Raw genomic sequence first — 17465 nt, forward strand, 5'->3', positions numbered from 1 at the left:
GACCGCCGTCGCGCCCAAGGCAAAACCGACCGCGAGATCAAACGCTGCCTCAAACGCTACGTCGCCCGCGAAATCTACCGACGCCTGGAAACCCCACCCCAACCACTTGACGCGGCATAGGAGCGTCTGTGAGGCGGCCACCCGCCGGGCGGATCATCCTGTCGGGGCCGGGCAAAACGGCTCGGCCCACCGCGACGGCCGGAACAATCGGCATCATGGATCTGCTGGAGGCGTACCGCCGGAGCCTGGCCGAGTTCGTCGACCGGGTGGACCAGATCCGGCCCGGCCAGTGGTCCGACCCGACGCCGTGCCCGGACTGGGACGTGCGCGCGCTGGTCAACCACGTGGTGGGTGAGGATCGGTGGAGTGTGCCGCTGCTCGCCGGCCGCACCATCGACGAGGTCGGTGGCCGGTTCGACGGCGACCAGCTGGGGGCCGATCCGGCCACGGTGGCGCGGGAGGCGGCCGCGCAGGCGGAGATCGCCGCCACCCATCCCGGTGCCCTCGACCGCACCGTGCACCTGTCCGCGGGCGACACCCCGGCCGACGAGTACCTTCAGCAGCTCCTCGCCGAGCACCTGGTGCACGGCTGGGACGTGGCGGTGGCGATCGGGGCCGAGCCTCGGCTGGACCCGGACGCGGTGCGCACGTGCGCCCGGTGGTTCGCCGGCCGGGTCGACGACTACCGGCGCAACGACCTGGTCCGCTCCGGCGTGCGGGTGTCCGCCGACGTCGACGAGCAGGACCGTCTGCTGGCCGCCTTCGGCCGCGACCCCGACTGGGCGCCCGGCGACTGAACGCGTCGCGCCTGCGGGCGTGAGCCTTTACGCGGTGGTTTATCTCGATCTGTCGGCGCGTCACCGCGCCCGGACCTTGCCGCCACCTCCACCGGCTGATATCCACAGATGCGCATGCGTTACCGCGCAGCATCGGCCGGCGGCCGCCGGCCATCCGCTCCCACGAGGAGGTCCCGTGCCACAACCGGAGTGGTCACCCCCGATGAGCCGGCGTCGACGCCGGCTCATCGCCGTCCTGGCGTCGACCGCGACGGTCGCCGCGCTGCTCCCCACCAGCGTGAGCACCGCCGCCCCCACCGGCGGGGCGCCGTCCGCCGAACGCCGGTCCGGGCCGTTCGCCGAGGGGCACCAGCACGCCGACGTCGACAACCGCACCGGTACGGCGGCACCCGACGCCCGCCAGCGCGGGCTGGCCCGCGCCGCCGACCCCGACGTGCGGTGGAACCGGCTCGGCACCCCGCAGGCGCTCGGCCCCGGCCGCGCCCCGCTCGCCACCGGCCTGCCCACCGACCCCGAGGCCGCCGCCCGCGCCTACCTGGCCGCCAACCAGGACCTGTTCGGGATGGACGCCGCCACGGTGGCCGACCTGGAGCGGGTGCTGGTCCGGCCGATCGGCAGCGGCGCCGTCGTGACCCTGCGGCAGCGCTTCGGCGACCTGCCCGCCGGGCCGGACGGCCTGGTCACCGTCGCGGTCTCCGGCGGCACCGTGCTCTCGGTCAGCTCCTCGCTGGCCCGCGGCACCGGCGCGCCCGCGCCGGCCACCCGCACCGCCGAGCAGGCGTACGCCGCCGCGCTCGCCGACGCCAAGCTGGACGCCAACGCGGTGGCCAGCCACACCGTTCGCGCGGTCGCCGTACCCACCCCGTTGGACGGCCCCCGGGCCGCGTACGAGGTGACCCTGATCGGCGCGGACACCGACCACCCGGCCGCGTTCACCACCTACGTGGACGGGATCACCGGGCAGGTGCTGGTCCGCGAGGACCTCGTCGACTACGACTCCGACAACCCGAGCTGGGCGGTCTTCCCGGCCACCCCACCCCGCGACCTCGGCCCCGGGCAGGACCCCAGGGTGCGCTGGTGCGGCGACCCGGCGCCGGGCTGCCAGGCCGCCTTCCGCGACCCGGCCACCGGCCAACCGTGGGACGTCGACGCGGCCACCGGCACACCCACCTTCACCTCGCGCGGCAACTCGGCCAACACGGTGCTCTCCTGGGGTGCGGGCACCCCGGTCGTCCCGGCCCCCACCAGCCCGGAACGCCGCTACGAGTACCCGTTCACCGACCAGTGGCACCAGTCGAAGTGCAACCCGGAGGTGTTCACCTCCGCCCAGCGCAACGACGCGGACGCGTCCATCGCCAACCTCTTCGCCATGCACAACCGGATGCACGACTGGTCGTACCAGCTGGGCTTCACCGAGTCGGCGTGGAACCTCCAGGCGGTCAACCTCACCCCCTCCGGCCTTGGCGGTGACGCCGAGCAGGGCCGCGCCCAGCAGGGCGCGCTGACCGGCAACCGGAACAACGCCAACCAGGGCACCCCGCGCGACGGGTTGCCGCCGACCACCAACATGTACCTGTGGCAGCCGCAGGCCGGCGGACCGTACCCGCCGTGCGTGGACGGCGACTACGACATGACGGTGATCGGCCACGAGTACACCCACGCCATCACCAACCGGATGATCGCCGGCCCGGACAGCGGGATCGGCGGCCACCAGGGCGGGGCGATGGGCGAGTCGTGGGGCGACCTGCTCGCCGCCGAGTACCTCTTCCAGAACGGGTTCCGCGCGCCCGGCGAGTCGCCCTTCGTCACCGGCGGCTACGTCACCGGCAACCTGGTCAGCGGCATCCGCAACTACGACCTCAGCCGCAGCCCGCTCAACTACTCCGACATCGGCTACAACACCGGTGGGCCCGCCGTGCACGCCGACGGGGAGATCTGGGGCGCCACCAACTTCCGGGTCCGCTCCGCACTGGTGAAGCGGTACGGCCTGGGCACGCCACAGCGGCAACTGGAGTGCGCGCAGGGGAAGGTCGCCGCGGACAAGTGCCCGGGCAACCGGCGCTGGTCCCAGTTGGTCTTCGACTCGTTCCTGCTCCAGGCCGCCAGCCAGGTCAGCATGCTCGACATGCGGGACAACATGCTCACCGCCGACCTGCTCCGCTTCGGCGGCGCCAACCAGGACCTGATCTGGGCCGAGTTCGCCCGCTCCGGGATGGGCCGGGACGCCGTCACCAACGGCGCCGGCGACACCGACCCCACGCCGAGCTTCGCCTCGCCGAGCGGCGGCAACGCGACGCTCACCCTGCGCCCGCGCGGGGACAGCGCCGACGCGCCGATCCGGGTGTACGTCGGGGAGTACGAGGCGCGGGCGATGCCGGTGGCGGACACCGACCCGGCGACGCCACTGCCGGACACCGTGGAGCTGGTGGCCGGCACGTACAACCTGCTCGCCGTGGCACCCGGCTTCGGGCACCAGCGGCTCAGCGTGGTCGCGAAGGCCGGCCACGACGGGTACGTGGACCTGCGGATGAGCCGCAACCTCGCGTCCACGGCGTCCGGCGCGACGATCACCGGCGACGGGGTCAACCTGGACCGGGTCGCCGACGACACCGAGGCGACGAACTGGGCCTCGCTGGACGGCGTGGCCGGCCGGCAGCTCACCGTGGCGCTGCCCGGGGACGCCCCGCAGGTGGTCAAGCGGGTGAACGTCAGCGCGATGCTGCGCCCCGCGATCGTCGGGGACCCCGACAGCGGCAGCCAGAACGCGCTCAGTGGGCTGCGCTCGTTCGCGGTGTCCGCCTGCAACGCGACGACCACCGACTGCGCGGACCCGGCCCGCTGGCAGCGGATCTACACCAGCGCGGGCGACGCGTTCCCCGGCGGGGCGTACCGGGCGTACACCCGGGACATCAACCTCCGGACGTTCGCGGTACCCACCACCCTCGCCACCCACCTGCGACTGGAGGTGCTGGCCAGCCAGTGCACCGGCGGCCCGCACTACGCCGGTGAGCAGGACGACGACCCGGCCACGACGACGGACTGCGCGACCGCCAGCCCGGCCCGGAACCAGGTCAGGATCGCCGAGTTCCAGGCGTTCTCGAAGTGACACCGTCGGGGCCGGCGGACCTCCGCCGGCCCCGACGTTCCGGTCAGCGCCCAGCAGACGGCCACGATCACCGCCGGGCCGAGCACCCCAACAGACGTTCCGGTCAGCGCCCAGGATCACCGCCGGGCCGAGCATCCCAACGGACGTTCCGGTCAGCGCCGGGCGGGACGCTCCCAGCGCCAGTCCACCGGTGGGTCGTCGGCCTCTGCGGTCGCGGCCCGGGTCAGGTGGCGCAGCCGCAGCAGCAGTCCCACCCCCAGGAAGAGCAGCAGCCCGCCGAGCAGGAACGCGGCCTGCACCAGGCCGAAGCCGCCGGTCTGCGCGACCGGACCCCCGGCGCCGGCCGCCGGAGGGGCCGCGTCGACCGGTTGGTCCCCGATCGTCTCCCCCGCCTGGTCGTTCTCGGCCTCGGCCGGTTCGCTCGCCGGGGCGCTGGGCTCCGCCGACGCGCTCTGGGCGCCACCCGCGCCGACCACCGAGCGGGTGGCCGTCTGCCGCGCCAGCAGGCGCAGGTTGGCGTCGTACGCCTCGGCCGCGAGGGTGACCCGTCCGTCGGTGACGTCCTCGGCGAAGGCCACCCGGTAGCGGGCGGTGACCGTGCGGCCCGGGCAGAGCGTGCCGGGGTCGAGCTGCCGGTCGGTCAGCCGGGCCACGTCACCCTCGGTCCGGATCTCCAGCGGGAAGTCGCCGGTCTCCTCCACCCGGTCCATCTTCACCTGGTCGAGTCGGATGCCCTGGACGCTGAGCACCATCGACCAGCGCACCTTCACACAGCCACCCCGGCGGTCGGTCCGCGAGACCACCGCGGAGACCGTGCGCACCTGGTCGCCGGCGGTGAACCGGGCCGGCAGCCCGCTCAGCTCGGTGGCGAAGGCCGCCTGCGCCGGAGCGGCCAGGACCAGCTCCACGCCGCTCAGACAGGCCAGCACCACCCCGACCCTCAGCGCGTACCGCCACACTGCCACCACCGCCGTCCTCCGTTCGGTCGCCTCCACCCCGCAACGCTAGGAGCGGGGCGTCGGGGGAACCAGACGGGTGTGTTCGCACCGGGCGGCAACGACAGGGCGGGTTTTCACCCAGGGTGGTGAACCGGTCACCGGTCCCCCGCGACACGCCGGGCGCCAGGTCGCTGGGACAATCGCCCGGTGTCCGAACTCTCCAGCACGTTCGTCCGGCTGCACGCCCGGCTCGCCCCGGTGGCCTTCGTCCCGGAGGTGCGTCTGCACCAGGCGGACGAGCCGATCGGGCTCTGGGAGCTGACCGAGGGTGAGTTCAGCAGCGACCGGCCGCCGCCGTTCTGGGCCTTCGCCTGGGCCGGCGGCCAGGCGCTCGCCCGCCACGTGACCGACCACCCGGAGCTGGTCGCCGGCCGCCGGGTGCTCGACCTCGCCTCCGGCTCCGGCCTGGTGGCCATCGCCGCCGCCCGCGCCGGCGCGGCGTCGGTGCGGGCCGTCGAGGTCGACGACCTGGCCGTCGCGGCCGTCGCGCTCAACGCCGAGGCCAACGGGGTACGCGTCGACGCCGAGTTCGGCGACATCCTCGACGGCGACGCCGGGGACGCCGAGGTGGTGCTCGCCGGGGACGCCTTCTACAGCGAGGCGATGGCCCGCCGGATGCTGCGGTTCCTGCTGCGCGCCACCCGGGCCGGCGCCCTGGTGCTGGTCGGCGACCCCGGCCGGGCGTTCCTGCCCCGGGACCGCTTCGACGAGCTGGCACACTACGACGTGCCGGTGACCGAGGCACTGGAGAGCGTCCGGGTGAAGCGCACCACCGTGTGGCGGTTGCGGGCCGGGCTGCCGGGGGCCGCCGGCTAGCGTGTCGGCGTGCTGTTCCGGAGCTGGGCGTCCGAGGTCGAGGCACCCTGGCCGGACGTGGCCACGGTGACCGACCATGTCGGCGTACCCCATCTGGTGGTCACCCGGCACGCGCTGGTCCGTGAGGTCCTCGCCGACCCGGTCGCCTACCGGCCGGACAACGCGCTGGACGCGGTGACGCCGATGCCGGTGACGGCGCTGCGGGTGCTGGCCGGGCACCGGTTCCGGTTGCCGCCGACCCTGGCCAACAACTCCGGGGCCAGCCATCCGGAGATCCGGTCGATCGTCGCGGGCGCGCTGCACCCCGCCCGGGTCGCCGCGCAGCGCCCCTGGCTCACCGCGCTGGTCCGGGACCGGGTCACCCGGCTGGCCGCGACGCTCGACGCCGGCGCACCGGTCGACCTCCACGCGGACCTCGCCGCCGACCTGCCCCTGCTGGTGCTGGCCCGACTCGTCGAGCTGCCGGACGCACCGGTCGGCGCGGTCAAGGAGTTCGCCCGCGCGGCACTGGAGTTGTTCTGGGCGCCGCTCGACGCCGACCGGCAGCTGGCGCTCGCGACCGAGGTGGGCCGGTTCCACCGGGTGCTGCGCGACTTCGCGGCCACCGGCGGCGGGCTGGCCGCCGAGCTGCGCGCGGCCGGGCACGCGCCGGACGTGGTGGTCGGCGCGCTCTTCTTCCTGCTGGTCGCCGGGCAGGAGACGACGTCGCAGTTCCTCACCCTGCTGCTGCACCGGCTGGCCGGCGAGCCCGCGGTGCGGACCGGGCTCGGCACCGGCGAGCTTGCCGTCGCCGACGTGGTGGAGGAGGGGCTGCGGCTGGAACCGCCGATCGTCACCTGGCGGCGGGTGGCGACGGAGGACGGCACGCTGGGCGGGACCGCGGTGCCGGCGGGCACCAGCCTCGTCCTCTGGCTGGCCCGGGCCGGCCGGGACCCGGCGGTGGTCGAGTCGCCCGACGAGTTCCGCCCGGGTCAGCGCGGATCGCGCCGGCACCTGGCGTTCGGTGCCGGCGCACACCGCTGCGTCGGTGACGTGCTGGCCCGGATGGAGGCGGCCGTGGTGGTGACCGAGGCCGGGCGGCTGCTCGACGGGGTGACCGTGGTCCGCCCGCCGTGGTGCCCGGACAATCTGACGTTCCGGATGCCCGACGCCTTCGTCATCCGCCGCACCGAAGCACCCGGCCCGGTCGACCGGGGCCGCACAGCAGCTCGATAGGTTTCCGGGCGTGTCAGCCACCTCGACCCGTCGGATCCGTTTCGTCATACCGTTTCTGGCGCTCCTGGCGCTGAGCGCCTGCACAGGCAACCCCCGCGCCGCGCTGCACGCGCGACACGTTCCCGCCGGGCAGCCCACCCCGTCCCCGGCCACCGCGTGGGCGAGCCCGTCGGGGACCACGCCGACCCCACTGCCCGCCACGGGTACGCCCGCACCCGGGAGCCTGCCCTGGTACCTGTCCCGGGTGCCGACCTTTCCCGCGGCGCCGCCACCGCAACCGGTGCCGCTGCCGACCAGCGGTCCGGCCCCGTTCTGGCACCGGCTGCCGACCGAGCAGAAGGTCGCCTTCATCACCATCGACGACGGCGGGTTGGCCCGCCAGCCGCAGGTGATCGACTTCATCCGGGAGGCGCGCATCCCGGTCACGATGTTCCTGAACTCCCCGGCGGCGGCCGAGCACACCGACTACTTCCGGCAGATCGAGGTGGCGGGCGGGGTCGTGGAGAACCACACCATCACCCACACCTCCCTGTCCGGCAGGTCGTACGCCTTCCAGCGGAACGAGATCTGTGGCGCGGCGGACCGGCTGGAGAGGCTCTTCGGCAAGCGACCGACACTGTTCCGCCCACCGTTCGGCAACCGCGACGCGACCACGCTGCGGGCCGCGCACGACTGCGGCGTGAAGGCGGTCTTCCACTGGACCGAGACCGTGCACAAGGGGGTCGTGCGCTACCAGACCCCGGAGAAGGTGGTGCGGCCCGGCGACGTGCTGCTGATGCACTTCCGGCCGGCCCTCATGGATGACCTCCTCGCCGCGCTGAAGGCGATCCACCGAGCCGGACTCACCCCGGCGCTCCTGGAGGACTACGTGCGGTGACCGGTCGCGCCGCCGCCACCAGACGAAAGTCAGGGTGGAGAGGTGGCGTTTGGGCGCGGTGGGACGGCGGCCCACGCGCCTACCGTCAGCGCATGATCACATTACGTGGGTTGACGAAACGGTTCGGGGCGACCGTCGCGGTCGACGCGCTGACCGTCGACGTCGCGCCCGGCCGGGTCACCGGCTTCCTCGGCCCCAACGGGGCCGGCAAGTCCACCACCATGCGGATGATCCTCGGCCTGGACCGCCCCACGGCCGGGCAGGCGCTGATCGGCGGCCGGGCGTACCGCGAGCTGCGGCGGCCGCTGCACGAGGTGGGCGCGCTGCTCGACGCCCGTGCCATCCACCCCGCGCGGTCCGGCCGGGCGCACCTGCTGGCCATGGCCCACAGCAACGGCATCCCGGCTCGCCGGGTGGACGAGGTGCTCGGCGCCGTCGGGCTGGACGGGCGCGCCGCCGCCAAGCCGGGGCGGACGCTCTCGCTCGGCATGGGCCAGCGACTCGGCATCGCCGGCGCGCTGCTCGGCGACCCGCCGGTGCTGATGTTCGACGAGCCGGTGAACGGCCTCGACCCGGACGGGGTGCGCTGGGTACGGCAGCTGATGCGTTCCTTGGCCGACCAGGGTCGCACCGTCTTCGTCTCCAGTCACCTGATGAGCGAGATGCAGCTCACCGCCGACCAGCTCGTGGTGATCGGGCGTGGACGGCTGCTCGCCGACGCGCCCATCGGCGACGTGATCGCCGGCAGCGCGGTCGCCGTCCGGGTCCGCAGCCCGCACCCGGACGGGCTGGCCACCCTCGCCGCTCGCCTCGCCGCGACCGGTGCCACCGTCGAGCCGGTCGGCACCGACGAGCTGACCGTCACGGGCAGCACGGTGGACCGGGTCGGCGACCTGGCGTACGAGCTGGGGGTGCGGTTGCACGAGCTGAGCCCGCACGGCGCGTCGCTGGAACAGGCGTTCATGGAGCTGACCGCCGGCAGCGTCGAGTACGCGGGCGGCCCGACCGGAAGCGGGGCACGATGAGCACCGACACCATGCCGACCACCCGTCCCGCCCTCTTCCGCGGCGCGGTCGCCGCCGAGTGGACCAAACTGTTCTCGGTGCGCACCACCTGGTGGACAGCACTGGCCGGGCTGCTGCTGACGGCCGCGAGCGCCGGACAGCTCGCCATCTACGCCGCCAACGCCAACACCAACGACGACCCCGCCGACGACCGGGGCATCGTCACCGTCGGCAGCGTCCTGATCGACTCCGTCGAGCTGACCCAGTACGCGGTGCTGGCGCTGGGCCTGCTGGCGATCACCGCCGAGTTCACCAGCGGCACCATCCGGACCACCCTGCAGTGCACCCCGTCCCGCGGTCGGGTGCTGCTCGCCAAGGCCGTGGTCGCCGGCACCGTCACCTTCGCCCTCGGGCTGCTGCTCGGCGGCGTCGGCGTACTGGTCGCCCGGCCGGTGCTCGGCGACTGGGGCAGCGCGCCGACCGCCGACACGATCGGCGACATCGTGGCGGTGGCGACGTACCTGGCGCTGGTCGGCGTGCTCGCGCTGGGTCTCGCCGCGGCGCTGCGCAGCGCGGTGCTCACCCTCACCGTGCTCTTCGCCACCCTGATGATCGTGCCGTTGTCGCTCCAGGAGCCGGACATCGAGGTGCTGAACCGGATCGCCGACGTGTTCCCCGGCGTCGCCGGCGGGCACTTCCTGGCCGGCGACGCCGAGCCGTATCCGGGCTGGGTCGGGCTACTGCTGCTCGCCGGGTGGGCCGGCGCCGCGCTGGTGCTGGGCCGGGCCGCCCTGCGCCGCCGCGACGCGTGAGACGTGGGCGGGGGCTCCCGGGCCCCCGCTCACCCGTCGACCAGTCCCGCCTCGTACGCGATGATCGCCGCCTGCACCCGGTTACGGACGTCCAGGCGGGTGAAGATGCTGGTCAGGTAACTCTTCACGGTGCCCTCCACCAGGTGCAGCCGGCGGGCGATCTCCGCATTGGACAGCCCCGCCCCGACCAGGGCCAGCACCTCCCGTTCCCGCTCGGTGAGCCCGGCCGTCCGGTCCCGCGCGGCGGGTCGGCGGGACAACCGCCCGGCGCCCAGCTCGATCACCCTGCGGGCCACCCGCGGCGACAGGTACGCCCCGCCCTCGGCGACCGCGTGCACGCCGGCGATCAGCTCGCGCGGGTCGCCGGCCTTGAGCAGGAACCCGCTGGCACCGTGCCCGAGCGCCCGCGCCACGTGGTCGTCCTCACCGAAGGTCGTCAGCATGACCGTCGCCGTCGCCGGCGCCACCCGGCGGATCTCGGCGGCGGCGGCCAGGCCGTCCAGCCGCGGCATCCGGATGTCCAGCAGCGCCACCCGGGGCCGGTGCGCGCGGACCAGCTCCACCGCGGCCCGCCCGTCGCCGGCCTCGGCGACCACCTCGATGCCCGGGTCGGCGGCGAGGATGGCACGGACGCCGGCACGGATCATCGCCTCGTCGTCGGCGAGGACCACCCGGACGGGTACGTCGGTGTCGATACCGGTGTTCACTGCGTGATCCGTTCCTTGCTGACCAGTCGGCCGTCGGTGAAGCAGAGCCGCCAGGTCGGCGCCGCGAGGGGGAAGTTGCCGTCGGTGTAGAACTCGCAGCCAGCCTCTCCGGCGCCGGCCGGCGGGGTGAGCTGCCGGCGGGGCAACCCGGACAGGTCGGCGCGGGCGGTGCCGGGCCGCATCCGCTCGAACGTCGACTCGTCCAGCACCGTCCCGGCCGTGGCGAACGAGTGGTAGACCAGCGACAGGGCCAGCGCCAGCCCGGCCGGGGCGGCGAGCGCCGTCAGCAGGCTCCGTCGTACCCGCCGGCGGGCCTCGCGCAGCCGCCGCTCGGCGTCGACCGGCCGCTCCGCCCCACCACCGACGACCGGACCATCACCGGTCGCCGCACCGGGCCCGGTGAACGCGCCCGCCCAGCCCCCGGTGGGATCGCCAGCGGCCGGATCGGCGGGGACGACAGCGGCGGGATCAGCGCGCAGCGGCAGCCGGGCCCGTACCGCGAAGCCCCCGTCCGGGCGCGGACCGGCGTCCAGGACGCCGCCGGCCAACCGGACGCGCTCGGCGAGAGCGAGGAGACCGCTGCCGGACGACGGCGGGGTGGGCAGCGGCCCGGCCGGCGGCGCCCCGTTGTGCACGCCCACCTCGATCCCGTCCTCGGCCGGGGCGAGGGTGACGGTGACCGGGGCGCCCGGGGCGTACCGGGCCGCGTTGGTGAGCGCCTCCCGAACCACCCCGTGCGCGGCGGCGCCGATCATCCCGGGCAGCTCCACGGCGCCGGGCGGGGCGTCCAGCCGTACCGCCATCCCGGCCTCCCGTGCCCCGTCCACCAGGTCGGCGACGGTCTCACCGGCCGGTCGGACCCCCGCCGGGCCGCCCTCCTCCCGGAGCACGCCGATGATGCCGTGCAGCCGTTCGGTGGCGGCGGCGACGCTGGCCCGCAGCTGCCCCACCGCAGCCCGGTGCCCGGGCTCGAGGTCGTCGGCGAGCTCCAGCGCGGCGGCGCGCAACGCGATCAGGCTGAGGTCGTGGCCGAGCGAGTCGTGCATCTCCTCGGCGATCCGGGCCCGCTCCCGCAACCGGATCCGCTCGGCGGCGCCGCGCTGCTCGCGGGCCAGCGCGTCGGCGTGCCGGCGGCCCGCGCCCGCCAGCTCCTGCTGCTGCCGGCGGTACCGGCCGACCAGCCACGGGAACACCCCGGCGAAGAGCAGCACCGAGGCGAGCAGGAACCAGGTGCCCTCCCCCGTGCCGAGCAACCCCAGGTTCAGCACCGTGCCACCGACCGCGATCGCGCCGAACAGCACGGCCGCCGGAGCGGCACCGGCACTGCGCCGCCCGGACAGGTAACTGAACACCGGAATGGCGAACACGAAATTGCCGTCGACCAGCGATCCGAGCACCACCAGCAGCAGGGCGGCCAGCGGCCGACGCCGACCCACCGCCACCGCCACGGCCAGCACCGTCAGCCCGGCGGCCAGCAACACCAGGTCGTGCCCCGGGTGCGGCGGGGTCAGCCTCGCGTACCCGATCGGGGCGGCGACCACCGCCCAGAGCAGCGCATCCGGCAACACCCGCCGCGACGGCATGCCCGCCGGCCACCCGAGGATCCTCACGGCGGCCAGGCTACCGACGCCCGACCTGGGCGGACACCGACGAAAGTCAGGTGGTCAGCCGATCTCCTCGGCCCAGGCCCGCCAGTCGTCGAGCACCCCGTGCAGGGACGGGGTGAGCCAGCCCGGCGCGGAACGCCGGAACACGCCCGGGTCCATCGCCCCGGCGCCGTCGGGCAGCGCGCCGAGCAGGTTCGGCACCAGGTCCGTGAGGTTGGTCCAGTGCACCAGCTCCGGCCTCGTCGGCCAGGCGCCGATCACCACGCCGGCCGGCACCGCCCGCCGGTCCAGCGCCTCCAGGGTCAGCGCGGTGTGGTTGAGCGTGCCCAGCCCGGCGCGGGCGACCACCACCGCGGGCGCGCCGAGCGACACCGCCAGGTCCGCCATCGTCCACGGCTCGCCGGACGGGCGCAGCCCCATCGGAACCAGCAGCCCACCGGCCCCCTCGACCAGCACCAGGTCGTGCTTGTCCGTCTCGTCGCGGACAGCGTCCACGGCGGTGTACAGCTCCAGCGGCGGCAGCTCGGCGACCCGGGCGGCGGCCAACGGGGCGAGCGGGTCCGGATAGCTGGCCAGCGTACGACCGGTGAGCGGGGCGGCCAGCCGGTTGACGGCGTCCACGTCGCCGGGCTCATTGCCGGCCGTACCCGTCTGGCCCGGTTTGACCACGGCCACCCGCAGGCCGGCGGCCTGCGCGGCGGCGGCGATCGCCGCGGTGACGACCGTCTTGCCGACCTCCGTGTCGGTGCCGGTGACCAGCACCGCACCCTGCCACGCGCTCACGGGACCACCACGATCCGCGACTGCGCGCTCATGGGGCGCACTCCACGATGACGTCCAGGGCCCGCTCGAAGGCCGCCCGGGGCACCCCGGCGCTGACCGTCAGTCGAAGCCGGGATCGGCTGTCCGGGGTGGACGGCGGTCGGAAGCAGCCGACGGCGACGCCCCGGTCCCGGCAGTCGGCGGCCCAGGTGGTCGCCGCCTCCGGCCCGGGGGCGGTCACCGAGATCACCGCGCCGTCCGGGGCGGAGACGGTCAGCCCGGCGACGCGCAGCCGGTCGACCGCCAGGGCCACGCGCTCGGCCAGCTCGGCGCGCAGGTCGTCGCCGGCCCGCGCGAGCCGGAGCGCGGCGTGCACGCCGGCGGCGACCGCTGGCGGCAGCGCGGTGTCGAAGATGAACGTGCGGCCGGTCTCGACCAGGTGCCGGACGAACTCGGCCGGCCCGGCGACCACCCCGCCCGCGCCGCCGAGCGCCTTGGACAGGGTGGCGGTGACCACCACGTCCGGTTGGCCGGCGAGCCCTGCGGCGGCGACCGCGCCGGCGCCGGCCGGGCCGGTCACGCCGAGCGCGTGCGCGTCGTCGACCAGCAGCAGCGCGCCGTAGCGGCGGGCCACCGCGTGCAGCTGGGCCAGCGGGGCGAGATCGCCGTCGACCGAGAAGACCGACTCGGTGACCACCACCGCAGGGCGGCCCGGGGCCACCGCGAGCGCGGCCGCCACCGCCGTCACGTCGGCGTGCGCGGTGACCACCGTCTCCGCACCGGAGATCCGGCAGCCGTCGATCAGGGACGCGTGGTTGTGCGCGTCGGAGACGAGCAGCGTGCGGGGTTGGACGAGGGCACGCAGCGCGCCGAGGTTGGCGAGGTAGCCGGAGGAGAAGACGAGAGCCCGGTCGGTGCCCAGCCACTGCGCCAGCTCGGCCTCCAGCGCCTGGTGCGCGTCGGTGGAGCCGCGTACCAGGCGCGACCCGGTCGCCCCCAGCCCGTACGCCGACAGCGCCGCCGCCGCGGCGCCGGTGACCTCGGGGTGGGTGGCCAGGCCGAGGTAGTCGTTGCCGGCCAGATCGGTCATTCCGTCGGCGGCGGGACGCGGGTGCAGTCGCCGGGTCAGCCCGGCCTTAGCCCGCAACTCCGCACGGCGGTCGAGCGCCGCCAGCCAGTCCGCCACCGTCACCCCTCCGCCGCCGTCCGCGCCGGTCACGCCGACACCCGCCGGGCGAAATTACCACCCGCGACCACCGGCCTGACGGATCCACCCGGTACGCGGGTTGACGCACACCGAACTTCATCGACCAGCCGGTGTACGACAGGCGCGGCCGTTCCGGCTGACCGGGGGGCCTTGTAGGGTACGAGCCATGCCAGAGATCCTCGACCAGGCCCGGACGCAGGTCCTGGGTGACGGCGTCGGCCTCGACGAGGCCGGTGTCCTCGCCGTGCTGAACCTGCCCGACGAGCACCTGCCCGCCGCCCTCCAGCTCGCTCACGACGTGCGGATGCGGTGGTGCGGCCCGGAGGTCGAGGTCGAGGGGATCGTCTCGCTGAAGACGGGCGGCTGCCCGGAGGACTGCCACTTCTGCTCCCAGTCCGGCCTGTTCACCTCACCGGTCCGCTCGGTCTGGCTGGACATCCCGTCGCTGGTCGAGGCGGCGAAGCAGACCGCGAAGACCGGGGCGACCGAGTTCTGCATCGTGGCCGCGGTCCGTGGCCCGGATGACCGGCTGATGAAGCAGATGCGCGAGGGTGTCGCCGCCATCAAGGCCGAGGTCGACATCCAGGTCGCGGCGTCGCTGGGCATGCTCTCGCAGGAGCAGGTCGACGATCTGGTCGACATGGGCGTCCACCGCTACAACCACAACCTGGAGACCTGCCGGTCGTACTTCCCGAACGTGGTCACCACCCACTCGTGGGAGGAGCGCTGGGAGACCCTGCGGATGGTCCGCGACTCCGGCATGGAGGTGTGCTGCGGCGGCATCCTCGGCCTCGGCGAGACCGTCGAGCAGCGGGCGGAGTTCGCCGCGCAGCTCGCCGAGCTCAACCCGCACGAGGTTCCGCTCAACTTCCTCAACCCCCGGCCGGGCACGCCGCTGGGCGACCGCCCGGTGGTCGAGGGCAAGGACGCGCTGCGGGCGATCGCCGCGTTCCGGCTGGCCATGCCGCGCACCATCCTCCGGTACGCCGGCGGCCGGGAGATCACCCTCGGTGACCTGGGCACCCGCGACGGTCTGCTCGGCGGCATCAACGCGGTGATCGTCGGTAACTACCTGACCACGCTGGGTCGACCGGCGACCGCCGACCTGGACCTGCTGGACGAGCTGAAGATGCCGGTCAAGGCCCTCTCCGCCACGCTGTGACGGCCATGACGACGACGGAGCTGTGGTGCGACCGGTGCGGAGACCCCGTGCCGGCCGGCACCGCCCACCCGGGCTGCGCGTCGGCCCGCGCGCTGGAGCCGCCCCGCTACTGCCACCACTGCCGCCGCCGGATGAAGGTGCAGGTGCTGCCGGTCGGGTGGTCGGCGGTCTGCGTCGAGCACGGCGAGATCCGGGGCTGAGCGGATGCTGCGCGGGCGGGCGGTGACTCTGCGACCGGCGACGGTCGCGGACGTGCCGGCCCTCGCGGCGATCCGGGCCGATCCCGAGGTACGCCGGTGGTGGCGGGGCGGCGACGACCTGGCCGAGGCCGTCCGCGCCGACCTGGCCGACGACGATCTGGCCCTGTACGCCATCGAGCACGACGGCCGGCTGGTCGGCGCGATCCAGTGGTACGCCGAGCCGGACCCGGACTACCGGCACGCCAGCCTGGACATCTTCCTCGACCCGGCGGTACGCGGCGCCGGGCTCGGCGTCGACGCGATCCGTACCCTCGCACGGCACCTCATCGAGGAGTACGGCCACCACCGGTTCACCATCGACCCGGCGGCGGCGAACAGCGCCGCCATCCGCGCGTACGCCAAGGTTGGTTTCCGGCCGGTGGGGGTGCTGCGCCGTTACGAGCGCGGCGAGGACGGCCGCTGGCACGACGGTCTGCTGATGGACCTGCTCGCCGACGACCTCGTGGAGTGAGCCGGCCTGGCGCTGGAGTGAGCCCGCCTGGCGCGCCTCAGCCGTCCCAGCACAGGTGCCCGTCGGGGAGCCGGCGGGCGCCCTCGGCGGGCTGGTGCGTGCTGAGCCGAGCGTCCGGCATCAGGTGCGCCACCGGCGTCCCGCGACCGAGAGCCGCGACGTCGGCGATCAGCCGGCGGTGGCAGCGCCACCAGAGGGTCTCGCTGCACATCACCGCGGTGGTCCGTCGGGCCGCGTCGGCCAGCACCTCCGCGAGCGCCGCGTCGAAATCCGGCGTGCGGGTGTACGCGGCGTACGCCCGGAACGCCGCGACCGTCCACCAGGTGTCCGGCTCCGGCTCCCCGGCGGGGATGTGCCGGCGTCCGCCCAGCCGTGGCTCCCAGCGGTAGTCGATCCCGCACTCGGGCAGCCACCGCTCCAGCTCCTCCTGCCGGACGTCCGGGTTGGTGCGGCTGGCCGGGTACCGCCGCACGTCCACCACCAGCGCCACTCCGGCCTCGGTCAGCAGCTCCCCCAGCCGCACCCGGTCGGCGGTGCCGTGCCCGACGGTCAGCAACTCCCCCACGACGCTGACTTGCCCCGAATCCCGACGGCTTATCCCCGGACCTCGGCGAGATCTTGGACAGTTGCCGTTCGTCGTGAACGGCAACTGTCCAAGATCCGGCGGCGTGGCGCCGACCGGCCGACCAGACTGCCCAGAATGCTGCCCGCCGACGACGCCGACGCACTCGACTGGCTCGCCTTCGAGCAGGCGGGCGTGCTCACCACCGCGCAGGCCTCCCGGTTGTTGAGCGAGGGTGTGGTGCGCGGGCGGATTCGCTCCGGCCGCTGGCGGTCGATCTGCCGGGGCGTCCTGCTCACCGGCAACGGCCGGCTCACCCGGGACCAGCAGTTGTGGGTGGCGGTGCTGGCCACCGGTCCGGGCGCGGTGCTCGCCGGTGTCACCGCCGCCGCCGAGGCCGGTGTACGAGGACTGCGGCGCGAGCCGCTGCACGTGCTGGTGCCGGCGTTCCGTCGTGCGGCGCGGACCAGCCTACGTCGGTTGCCGATCGACATGCCCGGGGTCCTGGTCCACCGCACCTCGGTGCTGCCGGACGCTCATGTCCAGCTGGCCCGCCCGCCGCGCACCACGACGGCGCGGGCCCTGGTGGACGCGGCGGGGTGGGCGAGCGGGGTGGACGAGGCGCAGGCGGTGCTGGCCGCCGGCTGCCAGCAACGGCGGGTACTGCCCGACGAACTCGACGCGGTCCTGGCCGTGCTGCCACGGGCACCCCGCCGGCGTCTCATCGGGCAGACGGTCGCCGACATCGCCGGCGGCGCGCAGGCGCTGTCCGAGATCGACTTCGTACGGCTGTGTCGGCGGCACCGCCTACCTGCTCCGGACCTGCAGAAACACCGGGTCGACGCGGCGGGGCGCAACCGCTGGCTGGACGCGTACTGGCAGGAGTGGCGGGTGCAGGTGGAGATCGACGGCGCGCACCACATGGACGTCCGGCAGTGGGCGGCGGACATGCGCCGGCAGAACGACGTGTGGACCAGCGGCGACCGGATCCTGCGCTTCCCCGCCTGGGTGGTCCGCGCCCGTCCCGAGGAGGTCGCCGAGACGGTCCGCCGCGGCCTCGTCGCCGCCGGCTGGACTCCCGCACCGACCACGCGACGCAGACGAGCGTAGATCTTGGACAGT

General features: G+C 74.7%; 17 protein-coding genes. 11 read left to right on the plus strand and 6 right to left on the minus strand.

The features are described from left to right. The first annotated feature begins 215 nt into the window (after positions 1-215). Complete coding sequence (locus DKT68_RS07365) at positions 216-797, plus strand: TIGR03086 family metal-binding protein (protein ID WP_109816661.1); 582 nt, start codon at positions 216-218, stop codon at positions 795-797. Positions 798-972: 175 nt separating this feature from the next. Continuing rightward, positions 973-3903, plus strand: coding sequence for a M36 family metallopeptidase (locus DKT68_RS07370; protein ID WP_109816662.1), 2931 nt, complete (start codon positions 973-975; stop codon positions 3901-3903). A gap of 152 nt (positions 3904-4055) precedes the next feature. On the opposite strand, the gene DKT68_RS07375 is transcribed toward DKT68_RS07370, so the two are convergent. Further along, positions 4056-4898 carry a hypothetical protein gene (locus DKT68_RS07375; protein WP_236646768.1) on the minus strand — a complete coding sequence of 281 codons (843 nt, stop codon included), beginning with the start codon at positions 4896-4898 and terminating at the stop codon, positions 4056-4058. Between the two features lie 150 nt (positions 4899-5048). On the opposite strand from DKT68_RS07375, the gene DKT68_RS07380 reads away from it, so the two are divergent. The 5 genes from DKT68_RS07380 (at position 5049) to DKT68_RS07400 (ending at position 9625) form a co-directional block, all read left to right on the plus strand. Then, complete coding sequence (locus tag DKT68_RS07380) at positions 5049-5717, plus strand: class I SAM-dependent methyltransferase (protein WP_109816663.1); 669 nt, start codon at positions 5049-5051, stop codon at positions 5715-5717. A gap of 9 nt (positions 5718-5726) precedes the next feature. After that, complete coding sequence (locus tag DKT68_RS07385; protein WP_109816664.1) at positions 5727-6932, plus strand: cytochrome P450; 1206 nt, start codon at positions 5727-5729, stop codon at positions 6930-6932. Positions 6933-6942: 10 nt separating this feature from the next. Then, the gene (locus DKT68_RS07390) at positions 6943-7809 is read left to right on the plus strand and encodes a polysaccharide deacetylase family protein (RefSeq protein ID WP_109816665.1); all 867 of its coding nucleotides are present in this window, start codon (positions 6943-6945) and stop codon (positions 7807-7809) included. Positions 7810-7901: 92 nt separating this feature from the next. Beyond that, the gene (locus DKT68_RS07395; RefSeq protein ID WP_109816666.1) at positions 7902-8834 is read left to right on the plus strand and encodes an ABC transporter ATP-binding protein; all 933 of its coding nucleotides are present in this window, start codon (positions 7902-7904) and stop codon (positions 8832-8834) included. After that, positions 8831-9625 (plus strand): ABC transporter permease subunit, encoded by a 795-nt coding sequence (locus DKT68_RS07400; RefSeq protein ID WP_109816667.1) that lies wholly within the window; start codon positions 8831-8833, stop codon positions 9623-9625. The genes DKT68_RS07395 and DKT68_RS07400 overlap by 4 nt, the downstream gene beginning before the upstream one ends. A gap of 29 nt (positions 9626-9654) precedes the next feature. Here DKT68_RS07400 and DKT68_RS07405 read toward each other — a convergent pair whose 3' ends face one another. Genes DKT68_RS07405 through DKT68_RS07420 form a run of 4 tightly spaced genes read right to left on the minus strand, consistent with a single transcriptional unit; the run spans position 9655 to position 13887 of the window. After that, entirely contained in the window at positions 9655-10332 is a 678-nt protein-coding gene (locus DKT68_RS07405) for a response regulator (RefSeq protein WP_269089840.1), read from the minus strand. Further along, entirely contained in the window at positions 10329-11942 is a 1614-nt protein-coding gene (locus DKT68_RS32355; RefSeq protein ID WP_269089841.1) for a sensor histidine kinase, read from the minus strand. The genes DKT68_RS07405 and DKT68_RS32355 overlap by 4 nt, the downstream gene beginning before the upstream one ends. A gap of 54 nt (positions 11943-11996) precedes the next feature. Next, positions 11997-12701 carry a dethiobiotin synthase gene (bioD, locus tag DKT68_RS07415; protein WP_109816691.1) on the minus strand — a complete coding sequence of 235 codons (705 nt, stop codon included), beginning with the start codon at positions 12699-12701 and terminating at the stop codon, positions 11997-11999. Between the two features lie 49 nt (positions 12702-12750). Next, positions 12751-13887: an 8-amino-7-oxononanoate synthase gene (locus tag DKT68_RS07420; RefSeq protein WP_109816692.1), complete on the minus strand. Its 1137-nt coding sequence runs from the start codon at positions 13885-13887 to the stop codon at positions 12751-12753. A 187-nt stretch (positions 13888-14074) separates the two neighbouring features. Between DKT68_RS07420 and bioB the strand changes: the two genes are divergently transcribed. From bioB to DKT68_RS07435, 3 genes are read left to right on the plus strand one after another with little or no spacing between them, the layout of a single operon-like run. Further along, positions 14075-15070, plus strand: a complete 996-nt coding sequence (bioB, locus tag DKT68_RS07425; protein WP_109816669.1) for a biotin synthase BioB — start codon at positions 14075-14077, stop codon at positions 15068-15070. Between the two features lie 5 nt (positions 15071-15075). After that, the gene (bsaP, locus tag DKT68_RS07430; protein ID WP_109816693.1) at positions 15076-15270 is read left to right on the plus strand and encodes a biotin synthase auxiliary protein BsaP; all 195 of its coding nucleotides are present in this window, start codon (positions 15076-15078) and stop codon (positions 15268-15270) included. Between the two features lie 4 nt (positions 15271-15274). Beyond that, positions 15275-15781: a GNAT family N-acetyltransferase gene (locus DKT68_RS07435; protein ID WP_109816670.1), complete on the plus strand. Its 507-nt coding sequence runs from the start codon at positions 15275-15277 to the stop codon at positions 15779-15781. A 37-nt stretch (positions 15782-15818) separates the two neighbouring features. On the opposite strand, the gene DKT68_RS07440 is transcribed toward DKT68_RS07435, so the two are convergent. Continuing rightward, a complete protein-coding gene (locus tag DKT68_RS07440) occupies positions 15819-16346 on the minus strand; it encodes a DUF488 domain-containing protein (RefSeq protein WP_109816671.1) in 528 nt (175 codons plus the stop codon). A 135-nt stretch (positions 16347-16481) separates the two neighbouring features. Between DKT68_RS07440 and DKT68_RS07445 the strand changes: the two genes are divergently transcribed. Next, positions 16482-17453, plus strand: a complete 972-nt coding sequence (locus tag DKT68_RS07445; protein ID WP_109816672.1) for a PDDEXK family nuclease — start codon at positions 16482-16484, stop codon at positions 17451-17453. Positions 17454-17465 lie beyond the last annotated feature (12 nt).

The sequence above is a fragment of the Micromonospora acroterricola genome (assembly GCF_003172955.1).
GTDB classification, from domain to species: Bacteria; Actinomycetota; Actinomycetes; order Mycobacteriales; family Micromonosporaceae; genus Micromonospora; species Micromonospora acroterricola.